Annotated in this window: 16 protein-coding genes; 7 read left to right on the top strand and 9 right to left on the bottom strand. The window is 50.5% G+C overall.

Annotated features, from left to right (window positions below):
• Nucleotides 1–138 precede the first annotated feature (138 nt).
• From T491_RS0104915 to T491_RS0104905, 3 genes are read left to right on the top strand one after another with little or no spacing between them, the layout of a single operon-like run.
• Nucleotides 139–1,371: a nucleoside recognition domain-containing protein gene (locus T491_RS0104915; protein ID WP_028902898.1), complete on the top strand. Its 1,233-nt coding sequence runs from the start codon at nt 139–141 to the stop codon at nt 1,369–1,371.
• 49 nt (nt 1,372–1,420) lie between these two features.
• Nucleotides 1,421–2,881, top strand: coding sequence for a lipopolysaccharide biosynthesis protein (locus T491_RS0104910; protein ID WP_028902897.1), 1,461 nt, complete (start codon nt 1,421–1,423; stop codon nt 2,879–2,881).
• A 10-nt stretch (nt 2,882–2,891) separates the two neighbouring features.
• The gene (locus T491_RS0104905; RefSeq protein ID WP_028902896.1) at nt 2,892–5,015 is read left to right on the top strand and encodes a S46 family peptidase; all 2,124 of its coding nucleotides are present in this window, start codon (nt 2,892–2,894) and stop codon (nt 5,013–5,015) included.
• A gap of 35 nt (nt 5,016–5,050) precedes the next feature.
• Here T491_RS0104905 and T491_RS0104900 read toward each other — a convergent pair whose 3' ends face one another.
• The 5 genes from T491_RS0104900 to T491_RS0104875 form a co-directional block, all read right to left on the bottom strand.
• Nucleotides 5,051–5,617 carry a DUF5675 family protein gene (locus tag T491_RS0104900; RefSeq protein WP_028902895.1) on the bottom strand — a complete coding sequence of 189 codons (567 nt, stop codon included), beginning with the start codon at nt 5,615–5,617 and terminating at the stop codon, nt 5,051–5,053.
• Between the two features lie 48 nt (nt 5,618–5,665).
• Complete coding sequence (locus T491_RS15710) at nt 5,666–7,885, bottom strand: DUF3987 domain-containing protein (RefSeq protein ID WP_081773242.1); 2,220 nt, start codon at nt 7,883–7,885, stop codon at nt 5,666–5,668.
• Nucleotides 7,864–8,301: a hypothetical protein gene (locus tag T491_RS0104890; RefSeq protein ID WP_028902894.1), complete on the bottom strand. Its 438-nt coding sequence runs from the start codon at nt 8,299–8,301 to the stop codon at nt 7,864–7,866. Before T491_RS0104890 ends, T491_RS15710 begins: the two co-directional genes overlap by 22 nt.
• A 547-nt stretch (nt 8,302–8,848) precedes the next feature.
• Nucleotides 8,849–9,700 (bottom strand): hypothetical protein, encoded by an 852-nt coding sequence (locus tag T491_RS0104880; RefSeq protein ID WP_028902892.1) that lies wholly within the window; start codon nt 9,698–9,700, stop codon nt 8,849–8,851.
• Nucleotides 9,697–10,677 carry a hypothetical protein gene (locus T491_RS0104875; protein ID WP_028902891.1) on the bottom strand — a complete coding sequence of 327 codons (981 nt, stop codon included), beginning with the start codon at nt 10,675–10,677 and terminating at the stop codon, nt 9,697–9,699. The genes T491_RS0104880 and T491_RS0104875 overlap by 4 nt, the downstream gene beginning before the upstream one ends.
• 546 nt (nt 10,678–11,223) lie before the next feature.
• Here T491_RS0104875 and T491_RS15705 point away from each other — a divergent pair.
• A complete protein-coding gene (locus tag T491_RS15705) occupies nt 11,224–11,778 on the top strand; it encodes a hypothetical protein (RefSeq protein WP_051522972.1) in 555 nt (184 codons plus the stop codon).
• 69 nt (nt 11,779–11,847) lie between these two features.
• Nucleotides 11,848–11,952 carry a smalltalk protein gene (locus T491_RS17620; protein WP_155950039.1) on the top strand — a complete coding sequence of 35 codons (105 nt, stop codon included), beginning with the start codon at nt 11,848–11,850 and terminating at the stop codon, nt 11,950–11,952.
• Nucleotides 11,953–11,992: 40 nt separating this feature from the next.
• Here the strand turns inward: T491_RS17620 and T491_RS0104860 are convergent, their stop codons facing one another.
• The gene (locus tag T491_RS0104860; RefSeq protein ID WP_028902890.1) at nt 11,993–12,520 is read right to left on the bottom strand and encodes a TIGR00730 family Rossman fold protein; all 528 of its coding nucleotides are present in this window, start codon (nt 12,518–12,520) and stop codon (nt 11,993–11,995) included.
• Nucleotides 12,521–12,585: 65 nt separating this feature from the next.
• On the opposite strand from T491_RS0104860, the gene T491_RS17860 reads away from it, so the two are divergent.
• Both T491_RS17860 and T491_RS0104850 read left to right on the top strand, forming a co-directional pair.
• Nucleotides 12,586–12,888, top strand: a complete 303-nt coding sequence (locus T491_RS17860; RefSeq protein ID WP_028902889.1) for a hypothetical protein — start codon at nt 12,586–12,588, stop codon at nt 12,886–12,888.
• 65 nt (nt 12,889–12,953) lie between these two features.
• Complete coding sequence (locus tag T491_RS0104850) at nt 12,954–14,753, top strand: DEAD/DEAH box helicase (protein WP_028902888.1); 1,800 nt, start codon at nt 12,954–12,956, stop codon at nt 14,751–14,753.
• A 39-nt stretch (nt 14,754–14,792) separates the two neighbouring features.
• Here T491_RS0104850 and T491_RS0104845 read toward each other — a convergent pair whose 3' ends face one another.
• From T491_RS0104845 to rpsB, 3 genes are read right to left on the bottom strand one after another with little or no spacing between them, the layout of a single operon-like run.
• Entirely contained in the window at nt 14,793–15,752 is a 960-nt protein-coding gene (locus T491_RS0104845) for a carbohydrate kinase (RefSeq protein ID WP_028902887.1), read from the bottom strand.
• 59 nt (nt 15,753–15,811) lie between these two features.
• Nucleotides 15,812–16,810, bottom strand: coding sequence for a translation elongation factor Ts (gene tsf / locus T491_RS0104840; protein ID WP_028902886.1), 999 nt, complete (start codon nt 16,808–16,810; stop codon nt 15,812–15,814).
• Nucleotides 16,811–16,851: 41 nt separating this feature from the next.
• The gene (rpsB, locus tag T491_RS0104835; protein WP_028902885.1) at nt 16,852–17,661 is read right to left on the bottom strand and encodes a 30S ribosomal protein S2; all 810 of its coding nucleotides are present in this window, start codon (nt 17,659–17,661) and stop codon (nt 16,852–16,854) included.
• Nucleotides 17,662–17,739: the final 78 nt, after the last annotated feature.

Genomic DNA, 17,739 nt, shown 5'->3' with positions numbered 1-17,739 from the left:
AACTATCAAAAAACAAGAATAGGACTTTTAATAAAATGGTTGAGGAGGGCATCTGCGTGAGCAGGTGCTCTTCTATTTATTATTATTGGCTATAATGCTTGCGTATGTCAGGAAAATACCTTATCTTTGCACGCTGTTATGGTATTAAATTGGATTTGGATAGGATTCTTTATCATCGCATTTGTAATTGCCCTGATAAAACTGGTATTCTGGGGAGACTTCGATGTATTCCCTGCCATGATGGATTCAACGTTTTCTTCGTCGAAAACCGCCTTCGAAATATCACTTGGCCTTACAGGCGTACTGTCGCTGTGGTTAGGTATCATGAAGATAGGCGAGAAGGGCGGCGTGGTAAACGTGCTGGCTAAGCTGTTGAGTCCTGTTTTTACCAAATTGTTCCCTGACATCCCAAAGGGCCATCCTGTAACGGGCTCGATATTTATGAATATTGCTGCCAACATGCTTGGATTGGACAATGCAGCCACGCCCTTAGGTCTGAAAGCCATGGAGCAGCTACAGGATTTGAACCAGAAAAAAGATACGGCCAGCAATCCGATGATTATGTTCCTGGTGCTGAACACCAGCGGACTTACACTCATACCAATATCCATCCTGGTGTATCGTGCCCAAATGGGTGCTGCACAGCCCACGGACATCTTTATTCCCATCCTGCTGGCCACGTTCTTCTCTACGCTGGCAGGTATCATCATTACCAGCTGTTTCCAGAAGATCAATCTGCTCAATCGCACCATGCTGCTTACCCTTGGCGGTGCAGCCTTAGTGGTTGCCTCAGTTATATGGGGCTTCGGACAGATGGACTCGATGCTGATGAACAAAGTGAGCACCAGCGCCGCAAACATTATGCTGATGCTGATAATCATCGCTTTCATACTGGCAGGCGTTCGCAAGAAAATCAATGTGTACGACGCATTCATCGAGGGCGCCAAAGAGGGCTTTACTACTGCCGTGCGCATCATCCCTTACCTGGTAGCCATCCTGGTAGGCATTGGTGTGTTCCGTGCTTCGGGTGCGATGGACATGCTGATTGATGGTGTGAAATATGGCGTGGAGGCCTGCGGTGGCAACACCGATTTTGTTGGTGCGCTGCCTACTGCGCTGATGAAACCGCTGAGTGGCAGTGGCGCCCGTGGCATGATGGTTGATGCGATGACCACCTATGGCGCCGACTCGTTTGTAGGTCGACTGAGTTGTATTTTCCAGGGCTCTACCGATACCACATTCTATATACTTGCAGTTTATTTTGGTAGCGTGGGCATTGTAAAAACCCGTCACGCTGTGGCCTGCGGTCTGTTAGCCGACTTGGCTGGCATCATCGCTGCCATCGCAATAGCATACATGTTCTTTGGGTAAAGGTAAAAGGGTAAAAGGGTAAAAGGGTAAAAAAGGTAAAAAAGTAAAAATGGCAAATCTGAAATCATTAGCAAAAGACACGGCTATCTATGGCCTTTCGAGCATTGTGGGTAGATTCTTGAACTACCTGATGGTGCCACTCTATACTTACACGCTGAAGAGCTGTGCCGACTACGGCATCTACAACGATATCTATGCCCAGACAGCACTGCTCATGGTGCTGCTGACCTTCGGTATGGAAACCACCTTCTTCCGCTTTATGAATAAGGAGGAGGGCGACAAGATGCGTGTGTACAGCACGGCGCTCATAATGGTTGGCGGCGTTTGCCTCACGTTTGCTGCGCTGGTACTGCTGTTTATCAACCCCATCGCCAGCGTGCTCGACTATCCCAACCACAAGTGGTACGTAGGTATGATGTTTGTTACCGTGGCTCAGGATGCCTTCCAGGCCATCCCCTTTGCCTATCTGCGCTACAAGCACAAGCCACTCAAGTTTGCATCGCTCAAGTTGCTCTTTATCTTTATGAGTGTTACGCTGAATGTGGTGGCTTACTGGCTCATGCCAAAGATCAACCCTGAGTGGCAGATACACATCGGTTATGCCTTTGCCATCAACCTGCTGTGTACCACTATTATATCGTTCTGCCTCATCAGCGAGCTGGTAGGCTTTAAGTGGCAGTTCGACGGCCAGAAGTGCAAGCAGATGCTCAGCTACTCATGGCCGCTGCTGGTACTGGGTATTGCAGGCATTCTGAACCAGGTGGCAGGACAGATACTGCTGCCACGTATCCTCGACTCCGAGGAGGGTCGCCATCAGTTAGGTATCTATGGCGCCTGCATCAAAATAGCAATGATAATGGCCCTGATTACCCAGGCCTTCCGCTTTGCCTACGAACCCATCGTGTTCGGTTCGGCCAAGGAGAAAGACAGCAAGGAGCTGTATGCCAAGTCGATGAAGTTCTTTGTGATTTTTACGCTGCTGGCATTCCTGTGTGTCATGGGTTATATAGATATCTTCAAGTACCTGGTGGGCGACAAGTTCCGCGAGGGACTGGGCATTGTGCCGATAGTCATGATGGCCGAGATATTTATGGGCATCTACTTCAACCTGTCGTTCTGGTACAAGCTGATCGACAAGACCATCTATGGCGCGTGGTTCTCGCTGGCTGGCTGCGCGGTGCTGTTTGCCGTTAACGTTATCTTCATCCCCCAGATAGGCTACTGGGCGTGCGCCTGGGGCGGACTGGCTGGCTATGGCACAGCGATGGTGCTGAGCTATCTGGTTGGTCAGAAACAGAACCCTATCCCCTATCCTATGAAGGATATCATTATTTACTTTATTGCCGCAGGTGCCTTCTTTGCCCTGATGAAATGGGGCGAGCAGCGACTGCCTGCCTGGGCATCACTCATCTGGAACAGTCTGATGATTGCAGGTTTCATCTTCCGTATCATCAAAACCGACATGCCCCTGAGCAGCCTGCCCGTTATCGGAAAAAAATTCAAAAACTAATTATATTTTTATGAAAAAATTACTTTTTACTTTACTTGCTGCATGCAGCCTTACCGGCGTTAAGGCCGACGAGGGCATGTGGACACTTTACAATCTGCCCAATGCCGTTTATGAGACCATGAAGCAGGAGAATTTTGAGTTGCCATACAGCGCACTCTACTATGGTGAGGATGCCGTTAAGAACTGCGTGGTTAACTTTGGCGGCTTCTGCTCGGGTGTAGTAGTTTCGCCCGACGGACTGGTGTTTACCAACCACCACTGCGGTTTCGAGGCCATCCGCTCGCACTCTACCGTTGAGCACGACTATATGCTGAACGGCTTCGTGGCCAACTCTTACGAAGAGGAGCTGCCCAACGAGCGCCTGTTTGTAAGCTTTATGATTGAACAGAAGGATGTAACAGCCTATCTCGACTCATTAGGTCTGAACAAACTGGCACAGAACAAGCGCGCCAAGTTTGTCGATTCGCTCGAGAACGCAATGAGTAAGGACATCCGCAAGCAGGACTCTACCCTGCGTGTAGAGCTGAAGCCTTTCTACGAGGGCAACCGCTACTTCCTGACCACCTATCGCGACTTTGAGGATGTGCGCCTGGTGTTCGCCCTGCCTAAGTCGATGGGTAAGTTCGGTGGCGAGACTGACAACTGGATGTGGCCCCGACAGACTTGCGACTTCTCTGTATTCCGTATCTATGTAGATCCGAAGACTGGCGGTCCTGCCAAGTACTCTAAGGACAACGTGCCCTATCACCCAAAGAAGTGGGCTCCCGTTTCGCTGCAGGGCTATGTGCCAGGTTCGTTCTCTATGACCATCGGCTATCCTGGCAGCACTAACCGTTACCTGTCAAGCTACGGTATCCGCGAGCGCCGCGACGCTGAGAACGAGCCACGCTATAAGACCCGTGAGGTTAAGCAGGACATTATGATACGCCACATGCGTGCCGACGAGGCTGTACGTATCAAGTACGACTCTAAGTACGCCCAGAGCTCTAACTACTGGAAGAACTCTATCGGTATGAACAAATGTATCGATTCCATCGGTCTTATCCAGCAGAAAGCTCAGTTTGAGCAGAAGATCCGCCAGTGGCAGGACTCAACAGGATTCCTGAAGGGCAAGCTCGACTTCGACCTGCTGGAGCGCCTGTATGCCAAGCAGTTCAAGGCCATCAAGGCGCTGACCTACTTCAGCGAGACCTTTGGCGGCCGTAGCGCCGACGAGTTGACACGCCGTGCTTACCGTGCCCACAACGGCGCTGTTGTCAAGGGCGATGAGAACAACCCCAAGAAACAGTATATCGAGTTCAAAGACAACAGCAGCGAGTGGGACGAGGCTACCGACAAGGAGATTCAGGCAGCTGCCATGAAGTTCTACCGCACGCAGGTGGAGGAGAAATACCTGCCCAGCTTCTATCAGGTGGTTGACCGCGACTTTGGCGGCGACTATCAGAAGTATATCGACTATCTGTTCAAGAAGTCGCAGCTGATGAAGAACGGCAAGAAGATCTACATCAACAAAAAGAGCTTTAAGAACGACCCAGGCGTGGCCTTTGGCGAGAGCCTTAACAACACCCTGTTTGCCATCATAGGCGAGGCTACCGAGGGCTACGATTCTATCGCCGTGCAGGAGCGCTATCTGTGTGCCGCCAAGCTGCGCATGGAGGAGGATATGCCTAACTACTCCGACGCCAACTTCACCATGCGTTTAAGCTATGGTCAGGTAGGCGAGTACCTGCTGGCAGGCAAGCCTTCAGGCTACTACACCACTGCCGAGAGTATCGTTGAGAAGATGAAGCAGGGCGAGAACGGCGTTATCGACTACGAGGCCGAGCCTATCATGAAGCAGCTGCTCTCTAAGAAGGACTTTGGTAAGTATACCGATAAGACCACAGGCAAGATGCACCTGTGCTTCCTGTCAAACAATGATATCACCGGTGGTAACTCTGGCTCGCCTATGTTCAACGGCAAGGGCGAGCTCATCGGTCTGGCCTTCGACGGCAACTGGGACAGCCTTTCGAGCGATATCTTCTTCGACAAGCAGCTGGCCCGCTGCATCGGCGTTGATATCCGCTACGTGCTTTACATGATGGAAAGCTGGGGTAAAGCCGACCGTCTGATTAAAGAGATCGGCGCCAAGTAAGCCTTAGCACTTACGATGATAAAAGCCAGTGTGGACTACCTGATGGTAATCCACACTGCTTCTTTTCGGGCCTTGGCTTCGATGATTTTCTGTTTCAGCTCGTACACCCATTTACGACTCTCGAACAGCCTGCCCACGCGTTGGTTACGCCCCAGCAGTATGCAGCCCTGCGTGTCGGCCACGGTATTGCCGAAGTGTATGCGTATGCCCTGCCACAGGCGGTTGAAATCCAGCCCGCCCAACAGCAACGGCAGCCACTTCTGGAACTTTGGCGAGTAGGTGATGACTACTGCGTAGCGGCCCTCGGGGATGGCTACGGGCTTGATGGATTTGAGTTTGGTGGGCGAACGCAGCACCGTAGCCAGCGATACGGTGGTTTTGGTTTCGATGACAGGCGGCTCGAGCGTATCGCAAAAGTACACCTTGCGCTCACCAGCCAGATATTGAATTTCATTCGAATTCCGTCGCGACTCGGCATAGCTCAAGCAAGCTTGGCTCTGCTCTCGCTGCTCCGTCATTTCGTCGTCGGTGCGTTCTACAATGGCCAGCCTACCTATCGTGTACTGCTGGCGCTTAGCTATGCGGGTTAATACTATCTCCATATTTACATTTTTACAATTTACAATTTGCTTAATGTCACAAAGTCAAAGTCACAAAGTTTCACTGTTCACTTTCTTCCAGTGCGTGCGGTCGGTTTTCTCAATCCACTGGTCGCGGTACCAGCGCGAAATGATTTTCCGCAGCCCGGCCTCGCCGCAGAATCCTCGCTTCAGCGCACGCAGATCGTCCATGGTGAACGTAGGCGCCAGCTGGTCGAAGATAGAGTGGTTAGAGCCATAGCGCACACCCTCGTCGCGGGCATCCAGAAACTGACTTTCGAGTGTCTCACCAAAAGCTTTTATCTGCTGTTGCAGGCAGTATTCGGCCATCATGAGTGCAAACTCCATGCAGGCCTTGCTCTCCTTGCTGCAACCGCTTAGCAGGTGGAACACCACGCCGCAGCGGAAGCCGATGACGGCAGCGCGCTTGCGATAGGTATCCTTCACGTGGTCGATATCCTTGGCTGCCTCTATGCGTTTCTGCTCTACCCAGCCCTCGATGGCCCGGCGCAGACGGGGCGTGTCGACCAGGCCGGTATAGCTACGCAGACGGTTCACGGCCTGTTGTATCTTAGCCACATCCTCATCCGTTCGCTTACGGAACTTGGGCATCTTGGCAAAGCTGCTGTCGGGCATTTCGGCCACCAGTATTCGGCTGGATAGTCCGTTCTCAATGTTATCGGCCTTAAAGCACTTGCGCAGGGCGCCATTGGTTCCCAGCATGGTCCAGTTGTAAGCCACGTTTACCACACCACTCTCGGCTGCATCGCTATTGTAATCCTGTCCCCACTCGCCATAGTCGAAGCCCAAGCGATAGATATCGTATTTACTCGACCACGAACCGGCTCCGTTGGTTTTGCGCAGCGTGTCGAGTTCCTCGCCAAAGCTGTACAGCGTGTGGTTCTGGGCGTTCTTAAAGCGCTTAAGCAACGTAGAACAGCTAACGGTTACAGGCACCACGCGAATCAACACATGTGGATCTTCGGGCGCCTTTTCGTTGGCTTTACGGCCTTTTTTGCGCTCCTTCCACTCCTCTTCGCGCTTGCGTGCCAGGGCATCCTCCTCGTCGAGCTGCCGTTTCCAGATGTCAACAGCACTCTTTACTACCGATTTGTTGCTGGCCTGCTCGCCACGGATTATCGACATCAGACCTAAGCGCTGGGCGTTGCCGTCGCAATACTCCACCGTTACCTGGTCGGCATAGGCAGCAGCAATGGGCAGCACGCCGCAGAGTACGGGCATGTGCATACTGACAGGCACACCAACCAACGACTCCTTCAGTCCGATGGGCAGGGCTTTTACGTTTACTTTTACGCCCGTTTCCTGTGCGGCGGCTTCGGCATCGTCGATTTCATCCGATGGAATACCCATTTCCAGTGCATCCAGTATCTGTTGCATGGTTTTGCTGATGCCCTTGGGCTCTTCCTTACAAGCCGAATCAACTACTGATTTCAGTTCGGCATCGGATAGTCCGAATCGGGGCATCACCTGCATCAGCACCTCTTTCTTGTTATCGCAGATGGCGCGCAGGTTTACAGCCAGTTTGTGCAGTTTCACGTTGCGCTCGCCCTCGGCAGGCTCGCCCCCGTTGCGGTGCCACCACTCGGCTATGATAGAGCTGTAGGGTATGCCCTTGAACTCAAGCGGGTGTACGTTTTGCAACGGACTACATGACTCTATGACTATTGCTTGGGGCTGTTCAGCAATACACTCAGACCTGTCAGTCCTGTTTTCCGTTGCTAAAAACAACTTCTCGCTAACGTAGCGGGTATGATCCTCGGGCACCATGTAGATACAACGCGACACATCCTTTACGGCAGCATCGGGTGCAAATCCCGTAGCCTGCTGCATCAGCTGCTGCGCCTGTTCGGCAGTCATCCCATCGGGTAGCTCTACCAGCACATGCGTACCATGGCGCACCGATTCCTCAATGAGCAGCGGCACCAGTGGCGACTTTTCCAACAGTCGGGCACAGATTTCATCGGTATGCCCCTTCTCGTCGAAGTCGAGCATCAGTCGGTTCAGCGGCTTAACGGCATCGGCTATGGCGCGGTGGTTGTCCTTAAACTCTGCGCAATGCGGTGTCCACACCGGCAACCGATGTTTCAACTCATCGTCACCTTTCTCTATACGTGCGCACATCTGCGCGAGCCACGATTCGCGGCGAAGCTTTTCCCAGTCTTCCTTGGTGGCTGGGAGGCAAGGAGCGCCGTGCCCCTTGCCAATACATGTAAACTTAATGGTGCTGATTAATGCTGATTCCATAAACATTCCTCCTTTCGTGTTTTAAAGTACGACATTACCTGATCGGCCTCCTCGGCGTAGAGCTTTTTGGTTAGCTCCAGTCCATAGCGGCGCGGGAACTTGAATTCCACTATCAGCTTTTCGCGTTCGGGTCGGCGGTGCTTGCGCTGGGGCACTATCTTCACCACGCCGTGAGCCGTCTCGAACAGCGTCTGATAGAGTGGTCCACGACTGCCTGTACGCTTGGCTTTTACGCGTGTCTGACCATCGGCCATCACCTCAAGGTTGGCGCGGTAGTGAACGGGGCGCCCGTCGGTCAGGTCCACATCCTGCTCCCAAGGGCAGGGCTGAATGTTAATATCACCATTCACCATAAAGTTAACGTCGCCGTCCATCTTGACGTTCTGCTGTAAAAGCTGTTTTGTAAGAAATTCCTTTCGCATTTTTTGAACGATTTAGCGAGTGAAGAAGCCTTGCGAAACGCTGGCCAGCTTTAACTCATGAGATTTCTTCAGCTCACTTCGCTCAAATTAGTAATAATGTTAATTGTTGGTTTTCGACTATCCTTTCCGTTGGTTTAGAACTTGTGGTTCATGAAGCGATAATCCTTCTTCTGTGAGTAAGGCATCTGGCACCTGTTTATCAACGACATCTGCCGACGTGAATTCTCAGCCATAATACCTCGTGCGATTGCAATGTGATTACGTGTACGACTCATAATTATTTTTTTATTTAACGTCGCCTCCTTAAAGCGACACATATTGTTACTTGTTAGCTGGGCTCCGTGTGAGACAGCTTCCATAATACCCAGCCAAAGTCGCTTGTTTAAGGGAATTATTCAGGGAGTACTTTAGGGAAGGACACAAACATGTGTTATTCTGGCAAACAAAAAGAAGCGGAACCCTTTGTGTTTCAAAGAGATTCCGCTATTGCGAAAATTTTCTCAAAAAAAATATTTGATTCCCTAAAGAACTCCTTAGGGGGGCGTTTTTATCGCTTGTGAATGTTCAAATCCTGATGGTCGTAAGGGTCATACTTCGACAGAAAATCCTCATCCTCTTCATAATCGCCATAGATTAGCTGTTCAGGGTCGGCTTTCAGTAGTTTTACGCATTCCTTAATAATAGGTAGCGCCTTGTCGTTAGCCGCATTGCCTTTGTCGAGTCCCGTCAACCACTTGCCGTTGGAATCCACAAAATGACCTTCTAAAATGGAAGGAATGGTAAAACCATTGGCTACAGTTATCATACCGGCACCAACAAACTGCTTGAAAATCTCTACGAGCGTACCTTTACCAAATTTACCTTTCCAAGTCAAAACACAACTCTCGTCTCGCTTATTTGAGAACAGAGCTTTGAAATCAGCCTCGTTGCCCTCTATCCACTCTTCTTTAACCAACTTCTGGTAGAGTAATATCAGATGTCCTTCAGTTACGCCACTCTTCCGATAAAACGTCATCGTTTCACGAGGCTTTTGAGGTTTCTCAGGCTTTTTCTTTGCCGAGGTTTTCTTTACCTCACTTTTAACTTCTGAGTTAGAATGCTGCTCAAGCCACGCCATGGAAAGCATGCCTATGGTTTGAATCTTTAGTTTTGGGAGCGACAACTCTGCTATCTCCCAAACCTCGCTAACCGCCTTCTCCACCTGATGGTCGTAGATTTCCCAGAACTCATAAGTCTCACCTATACCAATACGCCTGATGGCGTCCTCGCGATGAACGATTGTTTCGGCAGTTGTTGCTGACTGTAGTCGCTCCTGCTGTGTAAGCCACGCCTCATCGTGTAAGAGTGCTGAAAGCCATTCCGAAGCCGACTTATAGTCGCTACGATTACTACTCATCATAAGGCTTCGTCCTCCTCTCGCCACCAACCATCAGCACAACTTTCGGCATGAGCCATCAGATAATTGAACTCCAGCGAATCGTCGGCAATCCAACCTTCAGCCAGATACTCTGCACGCACTTCGCAAACCTTCTTGGCAAAGAGTTTCAACGCCTCAGGGCCAAACGGATTGTTGCCTGTCATTCGTCCGTACACTTCTTTGTCCATATAATCGTAGAGTACCCTTGCAGCCTTCAGTACATCCTTATCAAACAGGTCGGGCACCTCGCCATATATTTCGTCGTGAAGCATTATCAAATCGGGCTTCAGCCTCTTGTTACGTCCCTGTTGCCAATGCTCATCTATGCGTTGCAGTTCGTCGATGACAGTCTTTACATAGGCTCGAGGAGGTATATCAGTAAGTTGGGGTTCGCGTATCAAGCAACTGTATTCCGACGAAAATAACTCAGCAAGCGCGTCTTGCGCAGGCAGGTAGCGGCCATATGCATACACAATGGTAGCCTGCCTTTTCATAATATATGCCGTATACTTTGCTATGTTTTCATATTCGGTTGTTGTGAGCCACTCCACAAGTTGTTTGTTTGATACCCGAAAAGCGTTCTCTACACCGAAAGCTTCCTTCAGGTCGAACGTAAAGTCCAGACTCAGGTCATGGCACAGGCCAGCCACCTCCAGTATCAGGCGCAGGCGCGCCATCTGCCTGGCCGTAAGCGTTTGTTGCTCCTTCAGAATCAACAGCGGCGTAGGATCTACATCGTATGTCTTCCTGCCCTCATCGCACGTCCAGAATCTATCCGACAGCCATATAGCCGCTGTAGTATGCCCGCATGGCGTTGCCAGCAATCGCTCAACCTGCGCAAGCACGTAAGCCCTGCGCTCTTCGCCCTCCAAACGGCTGGCCTTATCCAGGCCCGCCCCTTTAAAGAAATGTTTCTGTATCCATGCCAGTTCCGCACTGGCTGTTTTTATCTGTGCCATTTGTTATTCTTTTTTAATCTACAGGTTTGGTGATAAGCAATTTGAATGCAGCCTACAAGAGATTCGAAATTCATCTGTCGTTTATGTTTGTGTGGCAAAGATACAACATTCCTTGAAATAATTTGCAACCAGCAGCGATTTTTACACATTATTAATAATGCATTTGCCACTTCGCCAGCGCTTTATCAATACTCTGTGACTTGGACTTTGTGACATTAAGGAGGTACGATAATGGTGGTGGCGAGTACTTAAAAATAATATAATAATATATAATATTATTATATTATTTTTAAACTATATGGATGGCGGTGGCTGCGATTTTGCGAGGGGCTTATTGTCACAAAATCACAGTCACAAAGTATGCGGGGCAGGTACGATTGGCAAACGATACATTTGCGAGGGTCAAAAAATATGTTTGCGAGGCGTAAACGTAGCGTTAACAATTTTTTGCAATGCAGGGGCTTGCGGATTTGGTTCCGAAGCAAAATAGTGCTATCTTTGCATCGTAAAAATCATTAAGTATTAACCATTTAAAATTTAACCATTATGAGTGTATTTTATCGTAAGTATCAGAACAAAAACAAGCAGAGCTCCGTGTACGGACGCTGGTTTGCACGCGCCGTTACCATCGGCAAGACCATCGACCTCGACGAGCTGGCCAAGCACATGTCGAACCACAACACGCCCTACTCTAAGGGAGCCATCAAGGGTATGCTTACCGACATGGTAGAGTGCATACGCGAGCTGGTGCTGGAGGGCAAGGCCGTTAAGCTGCCTAACCTGGCAATCTTCTCGGCTGGCATCGAGACTGCCAAGGGCGGAGCCTTGAAGAGCGAGGATTTCTCGACCAACAAGCACATCGACAGCGTGTACCTGCGCGCACGTGCCACTGGCGAGTTTACCCGCGCAGAGCTTACCAAAGCCGGCAACGTGACCGAGCTGCCTAAGAACTATACCGACTACAGCGAGGCCGACGACGAGCCCACCAATCAGGGCGGCGGCAGCCAGAGCGGTAACACCGGAGGCGGTTCAAGCGGCGACCAGGGTGGCAACACCGGCGGAGGCGGTAACCCCGACGACAACGGGCCGACCGAAGATTAGCAAGCGGGGGCTTCGGCCCCATCGCTTAACACATCAACCATTAACCTTTAACCATCAAAAATTATCATTATGAGCAAGAAAGAAACCATGAAGTTTATCCTGCAGATGATTGCATCGATAGCCACTGCCATTATTACTGCACTGGGCGCCACCAGTTGTGTGAACAGCCTGTAAAAAAACAAGAGAGCCTCGCTAAAAAGCGGGGCTCTTTGGTTTATATCAGCTGTTTGATTTCATCTAAGGAATCGGCCACTTTGATGTACTGGTGCCACTCGCCACGGATCATGTGCCAGCAATCTAATTCATCCAGCAGTTGTATCAGCGGATTCCAGAAGCCTTTCATGTTATAAAGAATCACAGGCTTGTGGTGATAGCCGATGGTGGCAGATGCTGCAACAGTGAATATCTCATCGAGTGTACCAATACCGCCTGGCAGGGCGATAAACACATCACTCTGGTCCATCATCAGTTGCTTGCGGTCAGTCAGGTTGTCGCAAGGAATTTCAATCTCCACGTAATCGCTGGTGCGTCCGGTTTCTTCCACCTTGGTAGGCACCACACCGATGGTACGGCCACCAGCCGTCTTGGCAGCCTTGGCCACACACTCCATCAGGCCCTGGTTAACACCGCCATACACTATGCTATGACCGCTCTCGGCAGCCCACTTGCCGAGCTCGGCAGTCAGCGTAAAAAACTTGGCATCAATCTGCTCGTTGGCAGAACAAAACACACATATTTTCATAATGCTTGCAAAATTACAAATAATTTTGTATCTTTGCAAACGATTAAGTTTAAATAAACAAAATTATGATGCGAAAACTATTTTTATCATTGGCAATGATGACAGGCATTGCAACGAGTTACGCACAGCAGAAGCTGGTGCTCTACTACTCAGAGAATGGTACAACCAAGACCGTAGCCGAGGAAATCCAGAAACAGCTGGGTGCTGACATCGAGGCTGTAGAGGCTGTAGAGCCTTATACAGGCGATTTTCAGGCTACCATCCAGCGTGGCAACAAGGAGCGGGCTAACGGCCAAGAGGCCACCGCTACCATCTACATAACCGTAGAAAAGGGCGGCAAACCGGAATTTACAGAAGTAGTAAGGTAAAGGTAAAAAAGTAAAAAGGTAAAAAAGTAAAAAAATAAAAAGGTAAAAAAGTAAAAAAGTAAGAAGTGAAGACATTTGAAGAATTAGGCGTTTGCGAGCAGATTCGCAAAGCCATCGAAGAGTTAGGGTTTGTACATCCCATGCCTGTACAGGAGGCAGTAATACCATACCTGCTGGGCAACGAAAACGATGTGATAGCCCTGGCCCAGACTGGTACCGGAAAAACAGCAGCGTTCGGCATACCATTGCTGGAGCGCATCGACACAACACAGCGATACACTCAGGCACTGGTGCTCTCGCCCACACGTGAGCTGTGCCTGCAGATAGCCGACGACCTGCGCGACTTTGCTAAATACATCGACGGCTTGCACGTAGAGGCCGTGTATGGTGGCGCTGCCATCGAGCCGCAGATGCGCGCGCTGAAAAAGGGTGTGGAGATTATCGTGGCCACACCAGGCCGATTGGTTGACCTGATGCATCGCGGCAAGGCCGACCTGAGTCAGGTAACAAACATTGTGCTCGACGAGGCTGATGAGATGCTGAATATGGGCTTCTCCGACAGCATCAACGAGATATTCGAGTCGCTCTCGGCCGATCATCACACACTGATGTTCTCAGCCACTATGAGCAAAGAGGTGGAGCGTGTGGCCAAGAAGTATCTGCACGACTACAAAGAGATTGTTGTGGGCAGCCGCAACGAGGGCGCCGAGAGCGTTAACCACATTTACTATATGGTAAACGCCAAGGATAAATACCTGGCACTGAAACGCATTGTAGACTACTATCCGCGCATCTTTGCCATCATCTTCTGTCGCACCAAAGTGGAGACACAGGAGATAGCCGATAAGCTGATTAAAGACGGCTACAATGCCGAATCGCTGCATGGCGACCTGAACCAGCAGCAGCGCGACCAGACGATGCAGAAGTTCCGCAACCACCTGACACAGCTGCTGGTGGCTACCGATGTGGCTGCACGCGGACTGGACGTTGACGATCTGACGCACGTAATTAACTTCGGACTGCCTGATGACATCGAGAGCTACACCCATCGCTCTGGTCGTACAGGCCGTGCAGGCAAGAAGGGCACATCTATCTCGATTGTACACAGCCGCGAGAAGTTCAAGATACGTAACATCGAGAAGATTATCTGCAAGGAGTTTGTGAAGGCAGAGATTCCTTCGGCCGAAGAAATCTGTAAGAAGCAGCTCTACAAGGTGATGGATCAGATAGTAAAGACGGATGTTGACGACGAGGAGATTGCCCCATTCATGCAGGACATCAACCGCTACTTTGAGTATATCGACAAGGACGAGCTTATCAAAAAGATTGTATCGCTTGAGTTCGGCAAATTCCTGGCCTACTATGCCGATGCACCAGAGATTGAGCCCGTGGTGCCTGAGAAGAAGGACCGTCGCCAGCAGAGCGACAAGCAGAAGGTGCAGAATAAGCCCCAGAAGGGTTACCGCCGCCTGTTTATCAACCTTGGCAAGCGCCACGGTTTCTATCCTGGTGAGCTGATGCAGACGCTGAATCGCTTTGTGGGCGGACGACAGGAGGTGGGGCATATCGACCTGCTGGATAGCATTTCGTACTTTGAGGTGCCCGAAAAGGATGCTAAGAAGGTGATGATGCAGCTGACAGGTATCCGCTACAAGGGGCAGACGGTGCGCTGCAATGATGCCAACGATGCCAACAAGGGCGACGAACGTGGCGAGCGAGCAGGCAAGGGTGGCAAGCCCAAGCGCCAGAAGAAAGACAACTGGCGTGAGTTGATGGATAAAGCCCAGCGTGGATTTAAAGGCGAAGAGCCCGACTTCAGCGAAGAAGGCTGGGCCATGCGCAAACCCCGAAAGAAAAAGAAATAAGAGAAAAGAAAAAGCCTCGCAGTTTGCGAGGCTTTAATTTTATTCCATAGCAGCAAGTGCGGCCTGGTATTCGGCTTTCTTATTGTCGCCAAAGGCGGTTTCAACGCTGTTGTTGATGCTACCGCACACATTAGCAGCAAACTGCTGGGCCTCGGCTATCACCTTATCCCAGATGGCTGCATCGACGCCCTCGTGGAGCATATCGCGCGTTACGCCATACTTCAGCAGTCCGTACACAAAGCCGGCATTGAAGTTGTCGCCTGCGCCAATGGTACTAACCGTTTGTGTAGCCGCCACGGGGTACTGCTTGGCAAAGCCACCCTGCGCACGGAACTCGATAGGCTGGGCACCCTGCGTGTAGATAAAGTTCTTGCAGTAGAAGTCTATCTGCGAACGGTACACACTATCGGCGCCCGTTTTGTTATACATATTCTCAAAGTCCTCCGAGCTGCCTTTAATGATATCAGCCAGCTCAAAGTTCTCAAGGATATTGGCCGTAACCTTCACCAGATCCTTTAGGTGCGACGCACGGTAGTTTACATCGTAGTAAAGAATAGCACCCTGCTCGTGCGCATACTGCAGGAAAGCCAACATCTGCGGACGGATAACGGGGTTGATGGCATAGAACGAGCCAAACATCACCACATCGTTAGGCTGGATATCGGGCGTGATAAACTCCAAACGGTCGTGGGGATGGTCCTTATAAAAGATATACTCGGCATCGTTGTTTTCGTTCAGAAACGCCAGTGATACGGGCGATTTAGCCTCGGGATACACGCTGATGTTCGAGGCATCGACATGATTCTCCTCCAGGAAACTGATGATGCGACGACCCACACGGTCGTTGCCCGTTTCGCTGATAAAAGCCGCATCAACGCCGCTACGACCCAACGAGATGAGTCCGTTGAACATCGAACCGCCAGGCACAGCACCAACAGGCTGATCGTCGCGGAAGATGATATCCAGTATAGTTTCTCCTATTCCTATTACTTTTCTCATAATCGAATAAAAAATCGGCACCGCTTGCGCAATGCCGATCCTGTCTATATTGCTAAAAATTAGTCAGCAACGAGTGTGAAGCGCTGGAAGGCAACGATCTTCAGATCCTTGTCCTGCTTAGCGAGCCACTGAGCAACAGTAGCCTTGTCGCCATCGCCGAACTGGAACTCCTGGTCAACCAGACAGTTCTCCTTCTTGAACTTCTCAACACGACCCTTAGCGATACCCTCAATCATTGGCATCTTCAGGTTAGCCTCGCCCTCAACCTTTGCATCAGCAATGATCTTACGAGCCTCGTCGGCCTGCTCCTGTGTGAGCCAGCCCTTTGACATATTGCTCTCGATGTGATCCTCAGAATCAACCAGGTTGGGGTTCAAACCAGCCTTCTTGAGCTTCATATCAACGAACTTCTGAACCTGCTCGAGCTTTGACTTCTCAACAGCGGTCTTGTACTCCTCGTCGAGAATCTTTGGATCGATGCTCTGAGCGTCGAGAGCTACTGGCTTCATGGCAGCAACCTGCATAGCTACCAGGTGACCCTGCTCAGCAGCGGGCTTGTTGGTCTGTACCATAGTGCACAGGGTGTTCTTACCCATGTGGTTGTAAACCTCGATGTTCTCACCCTCGAGTGTCAGGTAGCCATCCAGCTCCATCTTCTCACCGGTGATACCAGAGCGCTGAGTAACTGCGTCCTGAACCTTCTGACCGTCAGCCAGAGTAAGCTCCTTAACAGCCTCAATATCCTTAGCCTTAGCAGCAATAGCAGCGTCGAGGATGCTCTGAGTAAGAGCAATGAAATCGGCACCGTTAGCAACGAAGTCGGTCTCACACTTCAGGGCGATCATAGCAGCGAAGCCATCAACGCTCTTTACGAGTACACAACCATTAGATGTCTCACGGTCGCTACGCTTAGCAGCAATAGCGAGGCCACGCTCGCGCAGGAGCTCCTTGGCCTTGTCGAAGTCGCCCTCAGCCTCGGTCAGAGCCTTCTTTACGTCAGCCAGACCAGCGCCAGTCATTGCGCGAAGCTTCTTGATATCATCAATTGAAATAGCCATTTTATTTACTTTTTTACCTTTTTACTATTTTACCTTTATAATTACTCAGCAGCCTCCTCAGCCTTTGGCTCAGCGTCCTTGCGGGCCTTGCGTGGAGCACGCTTAGCCTTTACCTCTTCGCCCTCAGCCTGTGCGTCGGCAGCCTTCTCGTCGGCCTTCTCTACCTTACGCTCCTCGATACCCTCGGCGATAGCGGTGCAACAGGCATTCAGGATAGCCTCTACAGAGTCCTTAGCATCGTCGTTTGCAGGGATAACGAAATCGATATTGTTAGGATCAGAGTTGGTATCAACGATACCGAATACGGGGATACCCAGACGGTTAGCCTCGCGAACGGCAATGTTCTCCTTCATTACATCAACTACGAAGAGTGCGCTTGGCAGACGAGTCAGATCGGCGATAGAACCCAGGTTCTTCTCCAGCTTAGCACGCTGACGTGTGATCTGCAGCAGCTCACGCTTTGAGAGGTTTGAATAGGTTCCATCCTGCATCAGACGGTCGATGTTCGCCATTTTCTTAACGGCCTTACGGATTGTGGGGAAGTTGGTGAGCATACCACCAGGCCAGCGCTCGATAACGTATGGCATGTTGATGCTTGCAGCCTTCTCAGCAATCACTTCCTTTGTCTGTTTTTTAGTAGCGACGAACAGGATTTTCTTGCCACTCTTGGCAATCTGCTTCAGGGCCTCAGCAGCCTCGTCAACCTTGGCTACTGTCTTATGCAGGTCGATGATGTGAATACCGTTACGCTCGGTGTAGATGTAAGGAGCCATAGCGGGGTTCCACTTACGCTTCAGGTGACCGAAATGACAGCCAGCCTGCAGCAACTGATCAAAATTTGTTCTTGACATTTTCTTAATGCTTTTAAATTGTTTACTTTCTTTTTAATTCTTTTGTCCAGAATCAGCCCGATGGTAGTCCAAAGGAAT

Origin of the sequence: Prevotella sp. P6B4 (assembly GCF_000619985.1) — a bacterium.
Classification (GTDB): domain Bacteria; phylum Bacteroidota; class Bacteroidia; order Bacteroidales; family Bacteroidaceae; genus Prevotella.
This window is presented reverse-complemented; position numbering and strand designations above follow the sequence as displayed.

Coding starts and splice junctions, on each gene's coding strand:
- T491_RS0104915 (WP_028902898.1), top strand. CDS start 139: ATGGTATTAAATTGGATTTGGATAGGATTCTTTATCATCGCATTTGTA.
- T491_RS0104910 (WP_028902897.1), top strand. CDS start 1,421: ATGGCAAATCTGAAATCATTAGCAAAAGACACGGCTATCTATGGCCTT.
- T491_RS0104905 (WP_028902896.1), top strand. CDS start 2,892: ATGAAAAAATTACTTTTTACTTTACTTGCTGCATGCAGCCTTACCGGC.
- T491_RS0104900 (WP_028902895.1), bottom strand. CDS start 5,617: ATGGAGATAGTATTAACCCGCATAGCTAAGCGCCAGCAGTACACGATA.
- T491_RS15710 (WP_081773242.1), bottom strand. CDS start 7,885: ATGTTTATGGAATCAGCATTAATCAGCACCATTAAGTTTACATGTATT.
- T491_RS0104890 (WP_028902894.1), bottom strand. CDS start 8,301: ATGCGAAAGGAATTTCTTACAAAACAGCTTTTACAGCAGAACGTCAAG.
- T491_RS0104880 (WP_028902892.1), bottom strand. CDS start 9,700: ATGATGAGTAGTAATCGTAGCGACTATAAGTCGGCTTCGGAATGGCTT.
- T491_RS0104875 (WP_028902891.1), bottom strand. CDS start 10,677: ATGGCACAGATAAAAACAGCCAGTGCGGAACTGGCATGGATACAGAAA.
- T491_RS15705 (WP_051522972.1), top strand. CDS start 11,224: ATGAGTGTATTTTATCGTAAGTATCAGAACAAAAACAAGCAGAGCTCC.
- T491_RS17620 (WP_155950039.1), top strand. CDS start 11,848: ATGAGCAAGAAAGAAACCATGAAGTTTATCCTGCAGATGATTGCATCG.
- T491_RS0104860 (WP_028902890.1), bottom strand. CDS start 12,520: ATGAAAATATGTGTGTTTTGTTCTGCCAACGAGCAGATTGATGCCAAG.
- T491_RS17860 (WP_028902889.1), top strand. CDS start 12,586: ATGATGCGAAAACTATTTTTATCATTGGCAATGATGACAGGCATTGCA.
- T491_RS0104845 (WP_028902887.1), bottom strand. CDS start 15,752: ATGAGAAAAGTAATAGGAATAGGAGAAACTATACTGGATATCATCTTC.
- tsf (WP_028902886.1), bottom strand. CDS start 16,810: ATGGCTATTTCAATTGATGATATCAAGAAGCTTCGCGCAATGACTGGC.
- rpsB (WP_028902885.1), bottom strand. CDS start 17,661: ATGTCAAGAACAAATTTTGATCAGTTGCTGCAGGCTGGCTGTCATTTC.